Origin of the sequence: Herbidospora yilanensis, assembly GCF_001570565.1 — a bacterium.
Lineage (GTDB): Bacteria > Actinomycetota > Actinomycetes > Streptosporangiales > Streptosporangiaceae > Herbidospora > Herbidospora yilanensis.
In genome coordinates, this window is the sequence record NZ_BBXE01000057.1 from 1 (window position 1) to 16859 (window position 16859).

Here is a 16859-nt window from a genome sequence, read left to right on the forward strand (position 1 = left end):
TCCGCGGCGGGTTCCACCTTGGTCGCCGGGTCGCCGTCGACTGCCTGGGCGAGTTGCGGCACCAGCCGGTCGAGGACGTACGGCAGGGACAACACCGTCACGAACGAGAACGCCACGCCGTAGTCGGTGCTCTCGCCGACGAACACCTCACGGCCCTCGGCGACGACCTTCATGTCCTTGTAAACGGCGTCCTGGTGCAGCGTCTCGACGTCCTTCTCGGTGTCGGGGACCGTCCAGACGATGAGGTCCTGGTCGAGCAGGTCGCTGCGTTCCTTGGAGATGCTGGCGCCGAACTTGTCGCCGATCACCGCGTCGAGGTCGGACGGCAGGCTGAAGCCGAGCGACACGAGGTTGCGGGAGCGGGTGTCCTGGCTGCCGTACACGAAGAAGCCCTCGTAGGGCGTGGCCACGACGGCCTTCTTGCCGGCGAACTCGGGGTGTTCGGCGGCCATCGTCCTGAACTTGGTCTCGACCTCGCCGACCAGCGCCTTGGCCTCGGTCTCCTTGCCGAGCGCCTTGCCGGTGATGAGGGTCTGCTCCTGCCAGGGGATGCCGTAGTCGTTGTAGGCGGCGGGCTGCGCGACGACCGGGGCGAACTTCGACAGGGTGTCGTACTGCTCCTTGGTCAGGCCGGCGTACAGGGCCAGGATCAGGTCGGGCTTGAGGGCGGCGATCTTCTCGACCTGCGGCCCGGTGCCCGGGTCCTCCAGCAGGGTCGGGACGGGGGCGCCGTTCAGCTTCGGCGTGGCCCACGGGCCGATCGCGCCGGGGAAGTCGCCGAACCAGTTGGTGGTGCCCACGGGGACGACGCCGAGCGCGATGGCGGCGTCCTGGTCGGTCAGGCCGACGGTGAAGACACGCTGCGGGGCGGCCGGGACGGTCGTGGAGCCGAACTTGTGCTCGATCGTCACGGGGAAGGCGGCGGCGGGGGCGGTCGTGCCGGCCGGAGGGGCGGCCGGGGCCGACGCGGCGGGGGTTGCCGTCTCCGACGACGACCCGCAGGCGGCGACGGTGCCGAGCAGGAGGGAGGAGGCGAGCACCGCGGCGAACCGGATGCCTCTCGTAATGCCGAGCATCGAATTTCCTTATTCGAGGGGGTTTTTACTGTTTGGGCGGACACCCGACCACGCCTCCCAGAGGGAGGCGTACCGGCCGCCGGAGGAGCGCAGCTCGTCGTGCGGGCCGCTCTCCACGATCCGGCCGCCGTCCATGACGACGACGCGGTCGGTCGCCGCCGCCTGGGTGAGGCGGTGGGCGACGATGAGGGCCGTGCGGCCCTCGACGGTGGTCTCGATGGCCTTCTCCAGCACCCGCGCCCCGGCGCTGCCCGCCTCGGCGGTCGCCTCGTCGAGCACGGCCACGGGCGGGTCGGCCAGGATCAGCCGGGCCAGCGCGAGCTGCTGGATCTGGGTGGCGGTGAGGCGGTGGCCGCCCTCGCCGACGACGGTGGCCAGGCCGGCGGGCAGGGTTTCGGCCCAGGTGAGCGCGTCGACCCTGGTCAGCGCCTCGCGCAGGTCCGCGTCGGTGGCGTCGGGGCGGGCCAGCCGCAGGTCGTCGGCCAGCGGGCCGGCGAAGACGTGCACGTCCTGGGTGACCATGCCGACCTCGCCGGGGACGGCGATCACGCCGGCGGCCGGGCGGTGGATGCCGGCGATCAGCCGGGCCAGCGTCGTCTTCCCGGCGCCGCTCGCGCCGACGAGGGCGACCCGTTCGCCTTCGCGGATCGTCAGGTCGACGTCGTGCAGCACGGGCCGGCCTTCGTCGTAGGCGTGGCCGAGCCCGGAGACCTCGATCCGCGGCGCCTTCGGCCGGTCGAGGGCCGGTGGTTCCGGCTGGTCGATGACGCCGACCAGGCGGGCCAGCGCGGCGCCCGCCGACTGGGCGTCGTCGATCAGCACGAGCGCGGTGTTCACCGGGGCGAACAGGGAGTGGAAGTAGAGGGCGGCGGCGGTGGCCGTGCCGATGGAGGCGGCGCCCGAACGGACCATGAGGAACCCGGCGACCAGCACGGCGGCCAGGCCCGCGTACTCGGCGACGTGGAGGCGGCTGTAGAAGCGCAGCACCAGGTTGACGCCCCGCATGGTCAGGTCGACGGCCGTGGTGGAGCGTTCGGCCACCTTGGCCGTGTGGTCGGCCTCCAGCCGGAACGCCCGCACGGTCTTCGCGCCGCCGATGGTGTCGAGGAGCTGCTGCTGCTGGGCGCCACCGGCCACCCGCTGCCGGGCGTAGAGGGGACCGGCGGTGCGGACGTACCAGCGCGCGGTGTGCCACTGGACCGGCACCGCGATCAGCGCGGCCAGCAGGAACCGCCAGTCGAGGATCGCCAGCGCGCCCAGCGTGAGCACGATCGCCAGGCCCGAGCGGGCCATCTCGGGCAGTGCCACCCGGACGGCCTCGGCGATCAGGGAGACGTCGCCGGTCACCCGCGAGGTCAGGTCGCCCGACCCGGCCCGTTCGACCTGTTCGAGCGGCAGCCGCATCGCCCGGCCGACGAACCGCTCGCGCAGCCGGGCCAGCACCGTCTCGCCGAGCCGCGACACCAGCGCGAGCCCGAGGGTCATCGTGCCGCCCTGGGTGAGCGCGACCACGACCAGCGCCAGCACCGGCGTCGTGATCGCGGTGGCGGGCTCGCCGGCGGCGACGAGGTCGACGACGGCGCCGAGCAGCGGCTGGGTGAGCAGCCCGATCGAGGTGGCCACGACCATCACGGCGAACCCGCCGAGGGCCAGGGCGCGGTAGGGCCGGATCAGGTCGAGGAGCACCGCGCGGGTGCGGGCCGCCGTGGCGACGGGGAGCAGTTCGCGGCTCACGCGAGCACCGCCGTCCGGTAGACGGCGTTGCGGGTCACGAGGTCGGCGTGCGGCGCGGCGTCGGTGACGCGGCCGCCGTCGAGCAGCACCACCCGGTCGGCCACCGCGAGCAGCGCGGGGGAGGTGGTGACGAGGATCGTGGTCCGGTCGCGCCGGACGTCGCGCAACCGGGAGGCGATGCGCGCCTCGGTCACCGCGTCGACCGCCGTGGTCGGGTCGTGGACGACCAGGACGGCGCGATCTGCGGCCAGCGCCCTGGCCAGGGCCACCCGCTGCCGCTGCCCGCCCGAGAGCGACTGGCCGCGCTCGCCGACGTGCCCGTCGATGCCGCCGGGCAGTTCGCCGGCCACCTCGTCGGCGCCCGCCGCGGCCAGCGCCTCGGGATGGTCGCCGCCGACGTTCTCGCGCAGCGTGCCCTCGAACAGGTCGGCGTCGTGGTCGGCGACCAGCACCACCTCGCGCAGCGCGGCCGGGTCGAGGTCGGCCAGCGCCACCCCGTCGAGCTCGACGGTCCCGGACGACGGGTCGGCGGTCCGGCCCAGGCAGCTCAGCAGGCTGACCGCGTCGGCCGGGTCGACGGCCGCCACTCCCAGCACCTCGCCGGGGGCCACCTCCAGGTCGACGCCCTTCAGGGTGTCGTGGGAGACGGCGCGGAGGCGGAGCGAACCGCGTACCGGAACAGGCGCCCGGGAGGTGCCGGCGGCGATGGCGTGGGGGGCGGCGAGCACCTCCGCGATCCGGGCCGCCGAGGCCCGGCCCATCGCGAACTGGGCGTTCACCCAGGCGAAGACCTCCAGCGGGCCGATCAGGAACAGCGCGAGGCCGACGGCCGAGACGAGTTCGCCGAGCGTGATCGCGCCCGAGGCGGCCAACCGGCCGCCGACCAGCGCCACGACGGCGATGAAGACGCCGGTGAGCGCGACGACCAGGCCCGTCTGCAGGGCCTCGGCGCGGGCCGCGCGCAGCGTCGCGGCGAGGGAGTCGCCGCTGGTGACCCGGTAGCGGGCGACCGCGGCCGTCTCGGCGCCGATGCCCTTGAGCACCCGCAGGCCCTTGATCAGGTCGGCCGCGACGCCGGACGCGTGCGCGGCGCGGTCCTGCTGGTCTTCGCTGGCCTTCTCCAGCGGCTTGCTCAGCAGGTGACCCAGGAACAGCAGCAGGGGAGTGCCGGCCAGCACGACCAGGCCGAGCGGCACGGAGATGCGCAGCAGCACCACGGCCGCGACCACGATGCCCGCCAGCGCCGAGAAGGCCAGCATCACCGACATGTTGACCGCGCCGACCCGTTTGGCGTCCTCGGTCGCGGTGTTGGTCAGCGCACCCGGGAGCCGGCCCTCCTCGGCCCCGCCCCGGGCGTCGAGCACCCGTTCGACGAGTTCCATGCGCAGCGTGTGGCCGGCCCGCTCGGCGGCGCGCTCCCCGGCGCGGGCGCCGAAGCGGTAGGAGAACGACAACACGACGTAGACGACCGCCAGGACGACGAGCCACCGGGCCAGCGCGGGCAGGTCGCCCCCGGCCACCCCCTGGTCGATCACCACGCCGATCAGCACCGGGACCATGACCTCACCGGCCTGGTGGACGGCCCCCAGCACGGCGCCGGTGACGACGTCACGGCGCTGCCCCGAGATCGCCCGCCACAGGACAGCCCTCACCCGTCACCCTCCGCCTCGCCTCGGTAAAACTTAGGTAAGGCTACACTAACCCTGTTTGGCGAGCCAGTTCGGAGGTCGGGGACCCGGCCGGATGGGTTCGTCGTCCTCGTCCGGGTCCCTGGAGCACTGCCGCCGACCATGCACGCCGGGCCACCGGGGGAGCGGCACCAGTTCGCGCCACTCGATCGGCTCCCGCGGCCGGCCGGGCGTCCTGGCCGTCGGGCGCGGCATCGCGATCGGCGGCGAGTGACGATCGGCACGGGTGGCGCCGTGGCAGCGACGCCACCCGTGCTCCTTCGCGCGGTGCTCCAGAAGAGGGAGCCACACCGACGCGGCCGGCGCCCGCGCGCCGGGACGGGGACCGTCCAGGTCGTTGTCCCAGTCGCGCGCGAGCGCCTCCATCCAGGTTCCGAGCTGCGGATCCCGGGGCGGTCGATCCACCACGGGCCTGCCACCGCCGGTGCGTCCCGCACGCCGCCGGAGGCCTCATGTCCCGCACGCCTCGTCGAGCGCGGCCCGCTGCCTAAGCAACGCGGCCTCCAGCTTCTCGACGTTCTCCTTCCGCCGCCGGTCGGACTCGGTCTTCGCGACGTACTGCTCGGCGATGGTCGTGCCGGTGACGGTGACCTGTGTCGGCCGGAAGCCCGTCATCGTCTTCTCCAGGGCGGTCAGGGCTGTCCGCACGCGCTCGTCGGCGGCCTCGGCGGCGGTGGTGCGGAAACGGTCGCCGGTCGCCTCGGTCATCATGCTCACCACCTCTTCCGGGGCGACGCCCGTGATGCTCAGGGCGTAGGCGACGAGCTTGCGGCCGTCGCCGCACGCCTTCGTGTCGGCCGCGCCCAGCCCGCCGCAGCCGGCCGTCAGCACGAGCGAACCGGCGGCCAGGAGCCGTCGCATCAGGCCCGCACCTCCGCCTTCGCGGGCGCGGCGACCACGCCGGCGGCGGTGATCGCCAGCGCGACCAGGACGTAGAGCGAGATGGCGAGGGTGGTGCCGAACCGGTCGAGCAGCGCCAGCGCGATGATCGGGGCCAGCGCCCCGCCGAGCACGCCCGCGAGCTGATAGCCCATCGACGCCCCGCTGTAGCGCAGGCGGGTGCTGAACAACTCGGCGATGAACGCGGCCTGCGGGCCGTACATGGCGGCGTGGCAGGCCAGCGCGACGACCGTCGCGAACACGATCAGCGTGAACGACCCGGTGTCGAGCAGCGGGAAGAACACGAACGCCCACACCGCCGCGCCCGCCGCCCCCGCCAGGTAGACGGGCTTGCGGCCGATCCGGTCGGACAACGCGCCGAACATCGGGATCAGGAAGAGCTGGCACGCCGACGCGATCAGCACCGCGTTCAGCCCCGTCTGCCGGTCGAGGTTCAGCGTTCCGGTGACGTACGTGAGGATGTAGAGCGTGAAGGTGTAGAAGGCGACGTCGACGCCGATGCGGGCGGCGATGGCCGACAGCAGGGCACGCGGATGCGTGGTGATCACGTCGAGCAGGGGCATGCGGGCCTTGGCGGGCATCTCGGCGTACACGGGGGACTCGGCCACCCGCACCCGGATCCAGAGCCCCACCCCGACGAGCACGCCCGACAGCAGGAACGGGATCCGCCACCCCCAGTCGAGGAACGCCTGCTCCGGCAGGGTCGCCGACAGCACCCCGAGCGCCCCGGCCGCCAGCAGGTTCCCGGCCGGCACCCCGACCTGCGGCCAGCTCGCGTTGAAGCCCTTCCGGGCGGGGTCGCCGTGCTCCATCGTCATCACCACCGCGCCGCCCCACTCGCCGCCGAGGCCGAGCCCCTGGAGGAAACGCAGCGTCACGAGCAGGATCGGCGCGGCCACGCCGATAGCGGCGTAGGCAGGCAGCAGGCCGATCAGGAACGTCGCGATCCCCATCAGCAGGAGCGTCGCGACGAGCACACCCCGGCGGCCGACCCGGTCGCCGAAGTGGCCGAAGACGATGCCGCCGAGCGGACGGGCGACGAAGCCGACCGCGTAGGTCGTGAGGGCGAGCAGGGTGCCGGTGAGCGGCTCGAACGTCGGGAAGAAGACCTTGCCGAAGACCAGGGTGGCGGCGGTGCCGTAGAGGAAGAAGTCGTACCACTCCAGGGACGTGCCGATCAGGCTTGCGACGATCACCCGGCGGGACTGGGAGGTTGCCATGACGCTCCTTCGTGGGGAGGTGGGGCCACATTCAACATAAGAATCGTTGAACAATTCGACAAGAGGTTTGTTCGCATGTTTTGCTGGTTACCGTGCGTGAACGAACTACCGGGCCCCATCTCCTGCGAACCAGCACCGCCGAACTCGTCGCGGGCGTGCTGCGCGACCGCATCGCCCAGGCGGTCTACGCACCCGGCGAACGTCTCTCCGAAGAGGCCATCGGCGCCGAACTGGAGATCTCCCGCAACACCCTGCGCGAGGCCTTCCGGCTGCTCGGCCACGAGAGACTGCTCGTCCACAAGCTCAACCGGGGCGTGTTCGTCCGGGTCCTGTCGGCCTCCGACGTGAAAGACCTCTACCTGGTCCGGCGCGTCATCGAATGCGCGGCCGTGCGCAACTCGGCCGGGGGAGACCTGGCCGCCTGCCGCGAGGCGGTCGAAGAGGGCGAACGCGCCGCCGCCGACGACCGCTGGCGCGACGTCGGCACCGCGAACCTGCGCTTCCACCAGGCCCTCGTCGCCCTCCACGGGAGCTCCCGCCTCGACGAGCTGATGGGCCAGTTGCTCGCCGAGCTGCGCCTGGTCTTCCACGTGATGGAGAACCCGGGCGCGTTCCACGCGCCGTTCGTCGCCCGCAACCGCCTGCTGACCGGGCTCCTGGAGGAGGGGCGGCTGGCCGAGGCGGAGCAGTACCTGTCGACCTATCTCGACGACGCCGAGGCTTTACTGCAGGCGGCTTTCCGCGCGGGGGCGTGACCCGCTCTCAGCCGAGGATCGCCATGCCCGCCGGGGGCAGGCTGACCCGCACCAGCGCCCGGCCGTCGTGGTGGACGACCGAGGGCGGGGCCGTCTCCCCGTAGAGCACCGACAGGACCGACCCCTCGGGGTGGAACGGGTGGTGGACGGTGACCAGGGCCGTCAGCGGGTCGAGCGTCGGGTTGAGGGCGACCAGGACCTCACGGTCGTGCAGGATGCGCGACCACGCGGTCAGCTCGCCCGTCGCCGGGAGGCGGAACGCGCCGCCCGTCGAGATCTCCCGCAGGTACATGCGGCCGCGCCGCAGCGCCAGGCCGACGCCGTCGGCGCGGTTGCGGACCGCCGCGAGGGCCCGGATCCTCCGGTACGCCGGATGCTCCGGATCGAAGAAGTGGCAGCCCTGGGTGCCGAACGCGCCGAACGTCCCGCCGAACATCGACTCGCGGATGTAACGGCCGTCGCCCCCGGCCGGCGCCGCGCCGTCGAAGGCCTGCTCGGTGCCGTAGTAGACGCACGGGATGCCCAGCGTGGTGAGCTGCACGCCGACCGCGTGCGCGACCTGGGCGTCGGCGTGCGGCCCGGTGTTCCCCGCCGAGAAGCGGCGGCGCTCGCGGCCGACCATGTCGTGGTCGTCGAACATCGTCACGCGGTAGCGGCCGGTCTCGCGGTGGCCGCCGAGGATGTCGTGGCCCTGGTATCGGGCGAAGAACGCCTGCGGGTCGGCGAACCCCTTGACCAGCCCGGCGACCAGCGCCGCCGGCTCGCCGACGTCGAGCACGGCGTCGAGGTGGTCGCGGGCCATCCCGGCGCCGCCGGTCACCTCGCCGAGCAGCAGGAAGTTCTCCTTGCCGACCGACTCGGCGTATTCGCGGATCGCGCCGCAGACGTCGCGCGACACCTCCCACGGCACGTGCCGCACCGTGCCGATCCGGAACCCGTCGCAGTCGGTGAACGCGATCCAGTGCCGGTAGACGTCGACGACCGCCGACAGGACGTCGTCGCGGGTCAGGGCCAGGTCTTTCAGCGTCTGGAAGCCGCCCCGGCGGAACTCCGCGCCGGGGTCGAGGAGCACGTACATGCCCAGGGCGTGGGCCTCGGCGACGAGGCTGCGCAGGTCGTCGGGGCTGCCGAACCTCGGGTCGACGTCCATGACGTCCTGGCCGCCGTAGCCGTGGCAGGTCTCCAGGCCGGGGCGCTGCCGCCAGACCGGGCCGAGCCACAGGGTGGTGACGCCGAGGTCACGCAGGTAGCCCAGTCTGCCGGTGATCCCGTTGATCGTGCCGCCCTGGAAGCGCGACCCGGAGCCGGCCCACCCGATCGGGTCGGGGGCCCGGTGGGCGTCGGTGCGGTCGAACATCGGGCGGGTCTCCTCGCGGCCGTCGCTGAACCGGTCGGGGAGCAGGAAGTACAGGAACTGGTCACGCCACGTAACCGGGCTCGGATGCATGGGTTCCTCCCCCACATGTCGGCCTGCCGGGCGTCGTCGGCCTCGCGGGCCGGTCGATCGGGTCCACGTTGGTCATGGACCAGTCCAACGGAACGTAAACAACTGAACGCGAAGTGTGACCGAGCGGTGTCGTGCCGGACTCTGGACGAATGAAGTCGCGCGGGTCGACCCGTGGCAGTGCGGTGTCGATCAGGCCGTCAGATCACGGGCAGGATCTGCCGCAGCTCGCCCGGCGTCGTGCCCCTGGGCCGCCACTCGCGGGGGTAGCCGAGCGAGACCTCCTCGAACCGCACCCCGTCGTACCAGGTCGTGCGGGGGATGTGCAGGTGGCCGTAGACCATGGCGATCGCGCCGAACCTGATGTGCCAGTCGGCGGTGCGGTCGGTGCCGCACCAGATCGCGAACTCGGGGTGGCGCAGCACGAACGTGGGGTCGCGGACCAGCGGATAGTGGTTGACCAGGACGGTCGGCAGGCCGCCGGGGCGTTCGGCCAGGCGGCGCTCGGTCTCCTCGGCCCGCGCGGCGCACCATTCGTCGATGCCGTCGTAGGGGTCGGCGTGGAGGACCATCTCGTCGGTGCAGACGACGCCCTTGTCGTAGGCCAGCTTCAGGGCCGCCTCTTTGGTCGTGACGCCGGGCACGCGGTAGGTGTAGTCGTAGAGGACCATGAGGGGCGCCACCGTGACCGGGCCGTCGGGGCCCTCCCAGGTCGGGTAGGGGTCTTCGGGCGTGACGACGCCCAGGTCGCGGGCCACCTTCACGAGGTGTTCGTAGCGCTCGACGCCGCGGAGCTGGACCGTCTCGCTCGGGTGGGTCCACAGGTCGTGGTTGCCGGGCGCCCAGACGACCTTGGCGAAGCGGCTCGCCAGGGTGCCCAGCACCCACTCGAAGTCGGCGACCTTCTCGGACACGTCTCCGGGCAGCAGCAGCCAGTCGGTCTCCGACCGGGGCCGGATGCGTTCGACGATCTCCCGGTTCTCGGGATAACCGACGTGCACGTCGCTGATGGCCAGAAGAAATGTCATAACGGGCAGTCTCTCCAACCTGGACGCCCAAATCCACCTGCGAGCCGCTCGCAGTCACCCGGCGAGTTCACGCCGGACCAGGTCGCTGATCGTGGTGGCGGTGGTGAAGTCGGTGCTCAGCACGTTCTTCGTGAGCGCGAACGCCATGCCGGTCTTCGTGTCGGCGTAGGCCGTGCTGCCGCCCGCGCCCGAGACGCCGAACGTGGTCGGGTCGGGATCGGCGAAGGCGCCCGGGTGGCCGATGCCGTAGCCGAGGCCCCACCGCATGGGGTTGCCGAAGACGGCGTCGACGCCCTCGGACGAGATCGCGGAGATCCGCCGGAGGCGCTCGGGGGAGATCAGCCGCACGCCGCCGACCTCGGTCATCAGCGCCGAGTAGAGGCGGGCCATCGCGCGGGCCGACATCTTGCCCCCGGCCGGGATGTCGGCGGCCAGGATGTCGGGCCGGTTGCCGAACGCGGCGGTCGGCATGACCGACATCGGCGCGGCCTTGAACATCGGCAGGTCGGGCAGCTCGGCCGGCAGCCCCTCGGGGGGCTCGGGCGACGGGGCGTCTTCGAGGACGGCCAGCCGGTGGTGCTGGTCGGCGGGCATGCCGAAGTAGAGCTCGCCGGGCACGCCGAGCGGGCCGGCGACCTCGTCGAGCAGGACCTCGGAGATCTTCCGGCCGGTCACCCGCCGGACGATCTCGCCGACGATGTAGCCGAAGCTGTAGGCGTGGTAGCCGATCGCGGTGCCCGGTTCCCACCACGGCTCGGCGGCGGCGACGGCCGCGCACATCGCCTCCCAGTCGCAGAGGTCTTCGGCCGTCGTGGTGAGCGGGATGCCCGGCACGCCCACGGAGTGGTCGAGGGCCATGCGGACCGTCGCCCGGTCTTTGCCGTGGGCGGCGAACTCCGGCCACACCTCGGCGATCGGCGTGTCGTAGCCGATCAGGCCGCGTTCGGCCAGCACGTGGAGCACGGTCGCGGTGGCGCCCTTGCCGACGGAGTAGTTGTAGAACGGCGTCTCCGGCGTCACCGCCCGCCCGGTCGCCGGGTCGGCCAGCCCCGCGACGGCGTCGACCACCGGCTCGCCGCCGAGGTAGACCGCCACCTGGAGGCCCCGCTCGACGCCCTTCTCGACGAGTTCGTCGATCGCGGCCTGTACGTCACGCTGGAGATCGCTCATGTGTTCGAGTATATCGAGCTCTTGGAATGTCGGTCGACGCCGTTAGAGTCCCCGCCATGTCTGACGCGCAGATCGCGTACTCCTATTCGCGAGCCTCCGAACTCGACCTCGCCGCCGGCCTGCTCGGCCTGTCCACCTCTGGCGGGTTCACCCCCTCGGGCCTGGTCGCCCGGCCCCATTTCTTCAGCGGCGTGCTGACCAACGCCGCGCCCGCGGCGGCCGCCCTGATCGGCCTGGCCGACGTGGCGAAGACCCGCTACTTCGAGCTGCGCGCCGTGACGTTCATGCGCGACCCGGTGGTGACCTGCAACGGCGACCGGCTGCGGTTCGAGTCGTTCTCCGCGTGCGGCGGCGTCTACGCCCGGCTCGACGTGCTGCAGCAGGCCCTCGACGGCGACGTGGTCGAGGTCGGCACCACCAACGTCGACGTCAACGTGCCGCTGCGCAAGGCGCTGGCCCGCGTCGGCGGCAACGACCCCCTCCACCTGGCCGTGGGCGACGACGAGGTGGTCGCCACCACGCTCGACGGCGCGGTGGTGGAGAAGAAGGTGCCGCTGCCCGAGCGCTGGTTACGCGGCTTCGCCGAGGTCCAGGTGATCGCCTCCCGGTTCGACCTGCGCGCCTCGCTGGGCCGGGCCGAGGCCGTGAAGTTCGTGCGCGACCTGCCCAGGCGCGGCGTGTTGTGGGCGGTGCCCGCCGGGCGGTCGCTGCGGCTGACCGCGCGCCCCGCGCCCGGCGCGGTCTGCCTGGCCGGGCCCGAGCGGCTGGCCGTGCTCGCGCCGCTGCTGCGGTTCGCGACCGGGCTGCGCGTCTACGGCCCCGTCGTCGAGGGCGCCCTGCCGATGGCCTCGGCATGGGAGCTGGAGCTGCCCGGCATGCGGTTCACGCTCACCCTGTCGCCCGAGCCGCGGCGCGGATTCTCCGGCGAGGGGGCCGTCCTCGACGATCTGAGCGGCGACACCGTGGCCGACGACGCCGACCTCGTGGGCGCGCTGCTGCGGTTCGAGCCCCGCCTCGACGCCGACCTGCTGGCCGGGCAGTCGGGCCTGAGCCGCGCCCGCGTCGGCGCCGCCCTCACCCGCCTGGGCACCGGCGGCCGCGTCGGCTACGACGTCGCCGAGGCCGCCCACTTCCACCGCGAGCTGCCCTACGACGCCGGCCGCGTCCTGGCCATGAACCCCCGCCTGAAGTCGGCGCTCGACCTGGTCGAGCGGGGGGCCGTCCGGTTCACCGGGCCCGGCGTGGCCCAGGTCGACGAACGGACCGTCCGGCTCACCCCCGGCTCGCCGCCCACCTGCACCTGTCCCTGGTGGATCGACTATCGCGGGTCGCGGGGGCCGTGCAAACACGTGCTGGCCGCCCAGAAGGTGGCGTCCCTGGCCGAGGTGACGGCGTGAGCTCCGTCATCGGGCTGATCGGGCAGGGCGGGCACGCCTTCATCCCCGCCGCGGTCGAGGCGCTCGACGCCGCCGGCCGCAAGGCGCTGCTGGCCGAGCTGACCACGCGCGTGCGCGAGTTCGGCGAGTGGCGGTTCGCGACCGACCACCGCCACGAGGTCACCGGGCTGCGGCTCGCGGGCGCCCTCTGCCACGGCGGGGCCGGTCAGGTCGCCACCTGGCTCAACCGGCGGGAGCTGCGCGAGCCCGACGACCCGTGGGCCGACGCGAAGGTGGTCGCCGGCGCGCTGCGCGGGCGTCCCCTCGAATGGCGCGCCGACCTGGCCCGCCGCCTGACGGCCGCGCTCCGGCCGCCCCGCGAGGCGAACTGGACGTGGCGCCGCGCCGACGGCGGGCCGCCCGGCTTCGCCCTGGCCCGGACGATGGTGCTGGAGACCGGCGTCGAACCCGAGGGCGACGCGTTCGTGGTCTGCTGGGCGTGGCACGCCTTCGTCACGGGCGACCTGAGGAACGACCCGATCGCCGAGGCGATGGTGCCGCGCCTGTTCGACACCGAAGGGGCCGCCGCGCCCTTCCGGAACAGCTGGGAGAGCGCCGCCACCACGAGGTTCGTCGACCGGCTGCGCGCCGAGGTGAAGAGGGGCCGGTTCGACCGGGAGCTGATCCTCGACGGCACGATCGGCCGGTTCCTGATCGGCGGCGACGCCCGCGACCTCGCCATGTTCGTGGAGCTGCGCCGCCGGTTCGAGCCCGGCCCCGACGAGACGCCCGCCCGCGACCTGGTGCGCTGCCTGCCCGCCGGGGCCGCCAACGTCGCCGACCTCGCCGTCGCGGAACTGCGCGCGCTCGACCTGGCCGGGCGTCTCGACGCCGCCCTGTTCGGCGAGGCCGTCGGCGCGCTGGCGCTGCGGGCCGAGAAGAAGCACGTCGGCGCCGCGCTCAAGTGGATCTCCGAGACGTTCAAGGTCACCCGGGCCGACCCCGTCAGGGCCGAGGGCGCCCTGCTCGCCCTGGCCGACGTGTTCTCCGCCGAGACCCCCGCGACCCGCGCCCGCGCGATCCGCCTGGCGGTCAGGCTCGGCCCTTCGAGCGAGACCGCCCGCGCGGCCGTCGCCGCCGCGGCCACCCGGCTGCCCGCCGACGAACGCGCGCCGCTGGCCGGGCCGTTCGGGGTGCCCGAGACGGCCGAGGAAGAGGTGTTCACCGGCGTTCCCCTGGTGAGCGCGCCCCCGCTCCAGCCGCCGATCGGCACCGTGCCGGAACTCGTGATCGAGCTGAAAGACGTCCAGCGCTCCGAGGACATGGACGCCTTCGAGCGCATCATGGCCGCCCTGGTCGAGCTGAGCCACCGCGACCGCGCCGCCATGGCCGCCGATCTCACGGCCGACTTCGAGCCCACCGCCTGGGACTTCTTCCGGACGATCAGCTATGTCCCCGACGATCCGGGGTGGTTGCTGCTCTGGGCCGCCGCGCTGATCGGCGAACACACCGACGAGGGTTTCCGCGCCAAGGCCCGCAAACTGCTCGGGCTCGACCCGTCGTTCCTCCAGCGGCTCAAGAACCTGGCGCTGCCGCCGCGCGACCCCGACCGCCGCAGGACCACCCCCCACGCCCGCCTGTTCCGCCAGCGGGTCCTCGAACTCGTCCGCATGGCCGCCGAGGGGGAGACCCGCCCCTGCCTGCTCGCCACCCCGACGCTGCCGGGTCACCTCGTCGACCCCGAGACCCTGCTGACCCGGCTCGAAGCCCTCGGCGACCGCGATCCCCTCCCCGCCGACCTCACCCAGGCCCTGCTCCGGTTGCCCCGCGACGTCGACGCGTCGGTCGCCGACCGCGCCGAGAAGATCGGCGGCCACGGGGGCCGCATGCTGGCCGAATGGATCCGCGAGGGCGGCCTGCCCGACCCGGTCGTCGAATGGACCGTCAAGGCCACCGAGCGCTACGGCTGGATCGACCGCAGGCCGGTCGTCACGATGGACCCGGGCCGCCGCCTCCCCGACCACATCAGCACTCTGGTCACCCTGTCGCCCGACGACGACTTCGACTACTGGATCCGCCCGCGCGACATCTGGGCCGGCGCCCTCCCCAGCCATCCCGAGGCCACGGCCGCCTACCTGCTCCGCTGGATCTGCGGCTGGGCCGATCAGAGCGACCCCGCCGGCGAGGCCGTCATCCCGCTGGCCGTGGCCCCCGGCCCGGTCGGCCCCGTGGTCGCCGCGGCCGTCGTCGGCGCGATGGGCCACCAGCGGGCGGTCCAGCGCTCGGCGGCCGGCGAGGCCTTCCTGGCCCTGGCGGGCCGCCCCGACTTCCCCGCCGAGGGCGTCGGCGACGCGATCCGCCGCATGGTGACGGGCGACGTCCTGAAACTCAACCGCATCACCGAGGTGCTCGGCCAGTCGGCCGACGCCGGCGCCCACGCGGCCGTCTGGGAGGTGCTGTCGGTCGCCCTGCCCGGCCTGCTGCCCGACGAGGGCGCCAAGCCCCGCTCGGGGCTGGGCGACCTGCTGGGCGTGGCGGTGAAGGCGGCCCGGGTGTGCGGGGCCAAGGGGAAGGTGCCGGGCCTGGCCGAACTGGCCGCCCGGAAGGGGTCCAGCCGGGTGAACATGGAGGCCAGAACGCTGGTGAAACACCTCGCGGAGTAGCCGCCGCGCGGGCCGGCTCAGCGTCTCGGGGGACCCGCTTTCCGCGTCCCGGGGGACGCCCCGGCCCGCCTGAGGCTCCTAGCCTTCCCGCACATCATTCGCGGCTTGTCGGAAGGTTGTCATGTTTCGTGATCCCGTGAGGTTCTTCCGGGTCGTCGCCGGGAGCAGTCTGCTGGCCGTCCCCGTCCTCTACATCGCCGCGCTCGTCATCGATCCCGCCATCCGCGCCGGTGGCGGGATCGGGCACTACGGCGCCAACCCGGGCCAGGTGTCCGTGAGCGCCGCTTTGCTGCACTGGTCGTGGGTCCTGCTCGTGCCGGGCCTGCTCGGCATGACGCATCTGGCCGCCAAGCGGGCGCCGGTCGCCGCCCACGTCACCGGCTCCGTCGCCGTGCTGGGCGTGATCAACTTCTCGGCGCTGATGACGAGCGACTTCGTCTACTCCCGGCTGGAGCGGGTCATGGAGCCGCACGCCGGGTCGGCCCTGGGCGACCTGATCGGCACCGACCCCGGGCTCGCCTGGGGCTTCCGCAACCCCGGCTTCCTCGGGCTGCTGGGCGTCCTGCTGCTGGCGCTGGTGCTGGCGTACACGAAGCAGGCCCCCTGGTGGGCGGGGCCGGCGATGCTGGCGGGGGCGCTCGCCGGGCCGATCTATCCGGTCGGGACGATCGTGGCCGGGGCGCTCTACCTGGCGGGAGCGGGGGTCGTCGGCCTGCGGATGCTCAGGATGAGCGACGGCGAATGGGCTCAGCCGGTGGGGAGCACGGCCGTCACCCGGTAGCCCGTGGTCGTGGGGCCCGCCGTCAGGGTGCCGCCGTGCATCGCGACGCGTTCGCGCATTCCGATCAGGCCGTGCCCGGTCCCGGCGGCGGCGTCGTCCGCGCCCCCGGCGCCGTCGTCGATGATCGTCACCGTGACGGAACCGGGGGCGTAGGTCAGGGTCACCTCGGCCCGGGTGGCGCGGGCGTGTTTGCGGACGTTGGTCAGCGCCTCCTGGACGATCCGATAGACCGACAGGCCGGCCCCCGGCGGCAGCGGCCGGGGTTCGCCCACGGTCGTCAGGCCGACGCCGGGGCCGGCCGCCGCGACCAGGTCCTCCAGGGTTCCGGGCGGGGACGGCTCGCCGGGCTCGCGGAGCATGCCGAGCATCAGCCGCAGCTCCCCGATCGCCTCCCGCCCGGCCCGTTCGACGCCGTGCAGCAGCTCGACCTCACGGGGGAAGGCGGGCCCGAGCAGGCGGCGCACGCCGCCGGTGTGCAGGGTCATCAGGCTCACGTTGTGGGCCACGACGTCGTGCAGCTCCCGCGCGATGCGGGCGCGTTCCTGCCGCACCGCGTGCTCGCGCTCCCGCTCCAGGCGGACGGCCCGCTCGGCCATGATCCGGGTGCGGGCGATCTGACGGCGCAGGGCCACTCCGGTCGTGTACGCCCCCACGTAGAAGATCGCCGAGATCAGCACCTCGGGCGGGTCGGTCCAGATGCGCGTCTGCAGGTGCGCCCACGCCGCCACCACGGCCGCCAGGCCCAGCACACCGGCCCGCGACCGCAGCTCGTAGGCCCACCCGATGGTGTGGACGAGCACGAGCGTGGCGTACAGGTGCCAGAACGGGTAGTACGCGCCTCCCGCCGACATCGCGCCCACCGCGACCAGCGCCACCAGGAGCGCGACGGGGAAGCGGGTGCGGAACCACACCAGCGCCCCGGCGGCCAGCGCCCCCAGCGCGAGCGGGACCGGGTCGCCGACCGCCTCGGGGCGCCCGGCGACCTCCGCCAGCCCGGCGACGGCCACGAGGACGGCCAGCACCC

14 protein-coding genes are annotated in these 16859 nt (G+C 73.4%); 4 read left to right on the forward strand and 10 right to left on the reverse strand.

Translation table 11 applies throughout. The features are described 5' to 3' along the window. The 6 genes from AW273_RS35530 to AW273_RS35555 all read right to left on the reverse strand — a co-directional run. Window positions 1-1076: iron-siderophore ABC transporter substrate-binding protein (locus tag AW273_RS35530; protein WP_062358124.1), on the reverse strand; the 1076-nt coding region annotated here is incomplete at its 3' end. 9 nt (window positions 1077-1085) lie between these two features. After that, window positions 1086-2810, reverse strand: a complete 1725-nt coding sequence (locus AW273_RS35535; protein ID WP_062358126.1) for an ABC transporter ATP-binding protein — start codon at window positions 2808-2810, stop codon at window positions 1086-1088. Beyond that, the gene (locus AW273_RS35540) at window positions 2807-4462 is read right to left on the reverse strand and encodes an ABC transporter ATP-binding protein (protein ID WP_062358129.1); all 1656 of its coding nucleotides are present in this window, start codon (window positions 4460-4462) and stop codon (window positions 2807-2809) included. The genes AW273_RS35535 and AW273_RS35540 overlap by 4 nt, the downstream gene beginning before the upstream one ends. 45 nt (window positions 4463-4507) lie before the next feature. Further along, window positions 4508-4864 (reverse strand): hypothetical protein, encoded by a 357-nt coding sequence (locus tag AW273_RS35545; protein WP_062358131.1) that lies wholly within the window; start codon window positions 4862-4864, stop codon window positions 4508-4510. Window positions 4865-4948: 84 nt separating this feature from the next. After that, window positions 4949-5359, reverse strand: a complete 411-nt coding sequence (locus AW273_RS35550; protein WP_062358134.1) for a hypothetical protein — start codon at window positions 5357-5359, stop codon at window positions 4949-4951. Beyond that, on the reverse strand, window positions 5359-6618 hold the full coding sequence (locus AW273_RS35555; protein ID WP_062358136.1) for an MFS transporter: 1260 nt from the start codon (window positions 6616-6618) through the stop codon (window positions 5359-5361). Before AW273_RS35555 ends, AW273_RS35550 begins: the two co-directional genes overlap by 1 nt. Window positions 6619-6710: 92 nt before the next feature. On the opposite strand from AW273_RS35555, the gene AW273_RS35560 reads away from it, so the two are divergent. Further along, window positions 6711-7373, forward strand: coding sequence for a GntR family transcriptional regulator (locus tag AW273_RS35560; RefSeq protein ID WP_232327747.1), 663 nt, complete (start codon window positions 6711-6713; stop codon window positions 7371-7373). A 7-nt stretch (window positions 7374-7380) separates the two neighbouring features. On the opposite strand, the gene AW273_RS35565 is transcribed toward AW273_RS35560, so the two are convergent. From AW273_RS35565 to AW273_RS35575, 3 genes are all read right to left on the reverse strand, one after another. Then, window positions 7381-8820 carry an alpha-amylase family glycosyl hydrolase gene (locus AW273_RS35565; protein WP_062358141.1) on the reverse strand — a complete coding sequence of 480 codons (1440 nt, stop codon included), beginning with the start codon at window positions 8818-8820 and terminating at the stop codon, window positions 7381-7383. Between the two features lie 197 nt (window positions 8821-9017). Next, complete coding sequence (locus AW273_RS35570; RefSeq protein WP_062358143.1) at window positions 9018-9845, reverse strand: metallophosphoesterase family protein; 828 nt, start codon at window positions 9843-9845, stop codon at window positions 9018-9020. Between the two features lie 54 nt (window positions 9846-9899). Continuing rightward, on the reverse strand, window positions 9900-11015 hold the full coding sequence (locus tag AW273_RS35575) for a serine hydrolase domain-containing protein (RefSeq protein ID WP_062358146.1): 1116 nt from the start codon (window positions 11013-11015) through the stop codon (window positions 9900-9902). A gap of 56 nt (window positions 11016-11071) precedes the next feature. Between AW273_RS35575 and AW273_RS35580 the strand changes: the two genes are divergently transcribed. The 3 genes from AW273_RS35580 (at window position 11072) to AW273_RS35590 (ending at window position 15835) form a co-directional block, all read left to right on the forward strand. Beyond that, window positions 11072-12412: an SWIM zinc finger family protein gene (locus AW273_RS35580; RefSeq protein WP_062358148.1), complete on the forward strand. Its 1341-nt coding sequence runs from the start codon at window positions 11072-11074 to the stop codon at window positions 12410-12412. Continuing rightward, window positions 12409-15054, forward strand: a complete 2646-nt coding sequence (locus tag AW273_RS35585) for a DUF6493 family protein (protein ID WP_062358151.1) — start codon at window positions 12409-12411, stop codon at window positions 15052-15054. Before AW273_RS35580 ends, AW273_RS35585 begins: the two co-directional genes overlap by 4 nt. A gap of 136 nt (window positions 15055-15190) precedes the next feature. Continuing rightward, window positions 15191-15835 carry a hypothetical protein gene (locus AW273_RS35590; RefSeq protein WP_062358153.1) on the forward strand — a complete coding sequence of 215 codons (645 nt, stop codon included), beginning with the start codon at window positions 15191-15193 and terminating at the stop codon, window positions 15833-15835. Here AW273_RS35590 and AW273_RS35595 read toward each other — a convergent pair. Continuing rightward, window positions 15802-16859, reverse strand: a 1058-nt coding sequence (locus AW273_RS35595) for a sensor histidine kinase (RefSeq protein WP_157556484.1), incomplete at its 5' end; no start/stop codon positions are given. The two genes, AW273_RS35590 and AW273_RS35595, sit on opposite strands and share 34 nt — an antisense overlap.

Coding starts and splice junctions, on each gene's coding strand:
- AW273_RS35565 (WP_062358141.1), bottom strand. CDS start 8,820: ATGCATCCGAGCCCGGTTACGTGGCGTGACCAGTTCCTGTACTTCCTG.
- AW273_RS35580 (WP_062358148.1), top strand. CDS start 11,072: ATGTCTGACGCGCAGATCGCGTACTCCTATTCGCGAGCCTCCGAACTC.
- AW273_RS35570 (WP_062358143.1), bottom strand. CDS start 9,845: ATGACATTTCTTCTGGCCATCAGCGACGTGCACGTCGGTTATCCCGAG.
- AW273_RS35575 (WP_062358146.1), bottom strand. CDS start 11,015: ATGAGCGATCTCCAGCGTGACGTACAGGCCGCGATCGACGAACTCGTC.
- AW273_RS35545 (WP_062358131.1), bottom strand. CDS start 4,864: ATGGAGGCGCTCGCGCGCGACTGGGACAACGACCTGGACGGTCCCCGT.
- AW273_RS35555 (WP_062358136.1), bottom strand. CDS start 6,618: ATGGCAACCTCCCAGTCCCGCCGGGTGATCGTCGCAAGCCTGATCGGC.
- AW273_RS35550 (WP_062358134.1), bottom strand. CDS start 5,359: ATGCGACGGCTCCTGGCCGCCGGTTCGCTCGTGCTGACGGCCGGCTGC.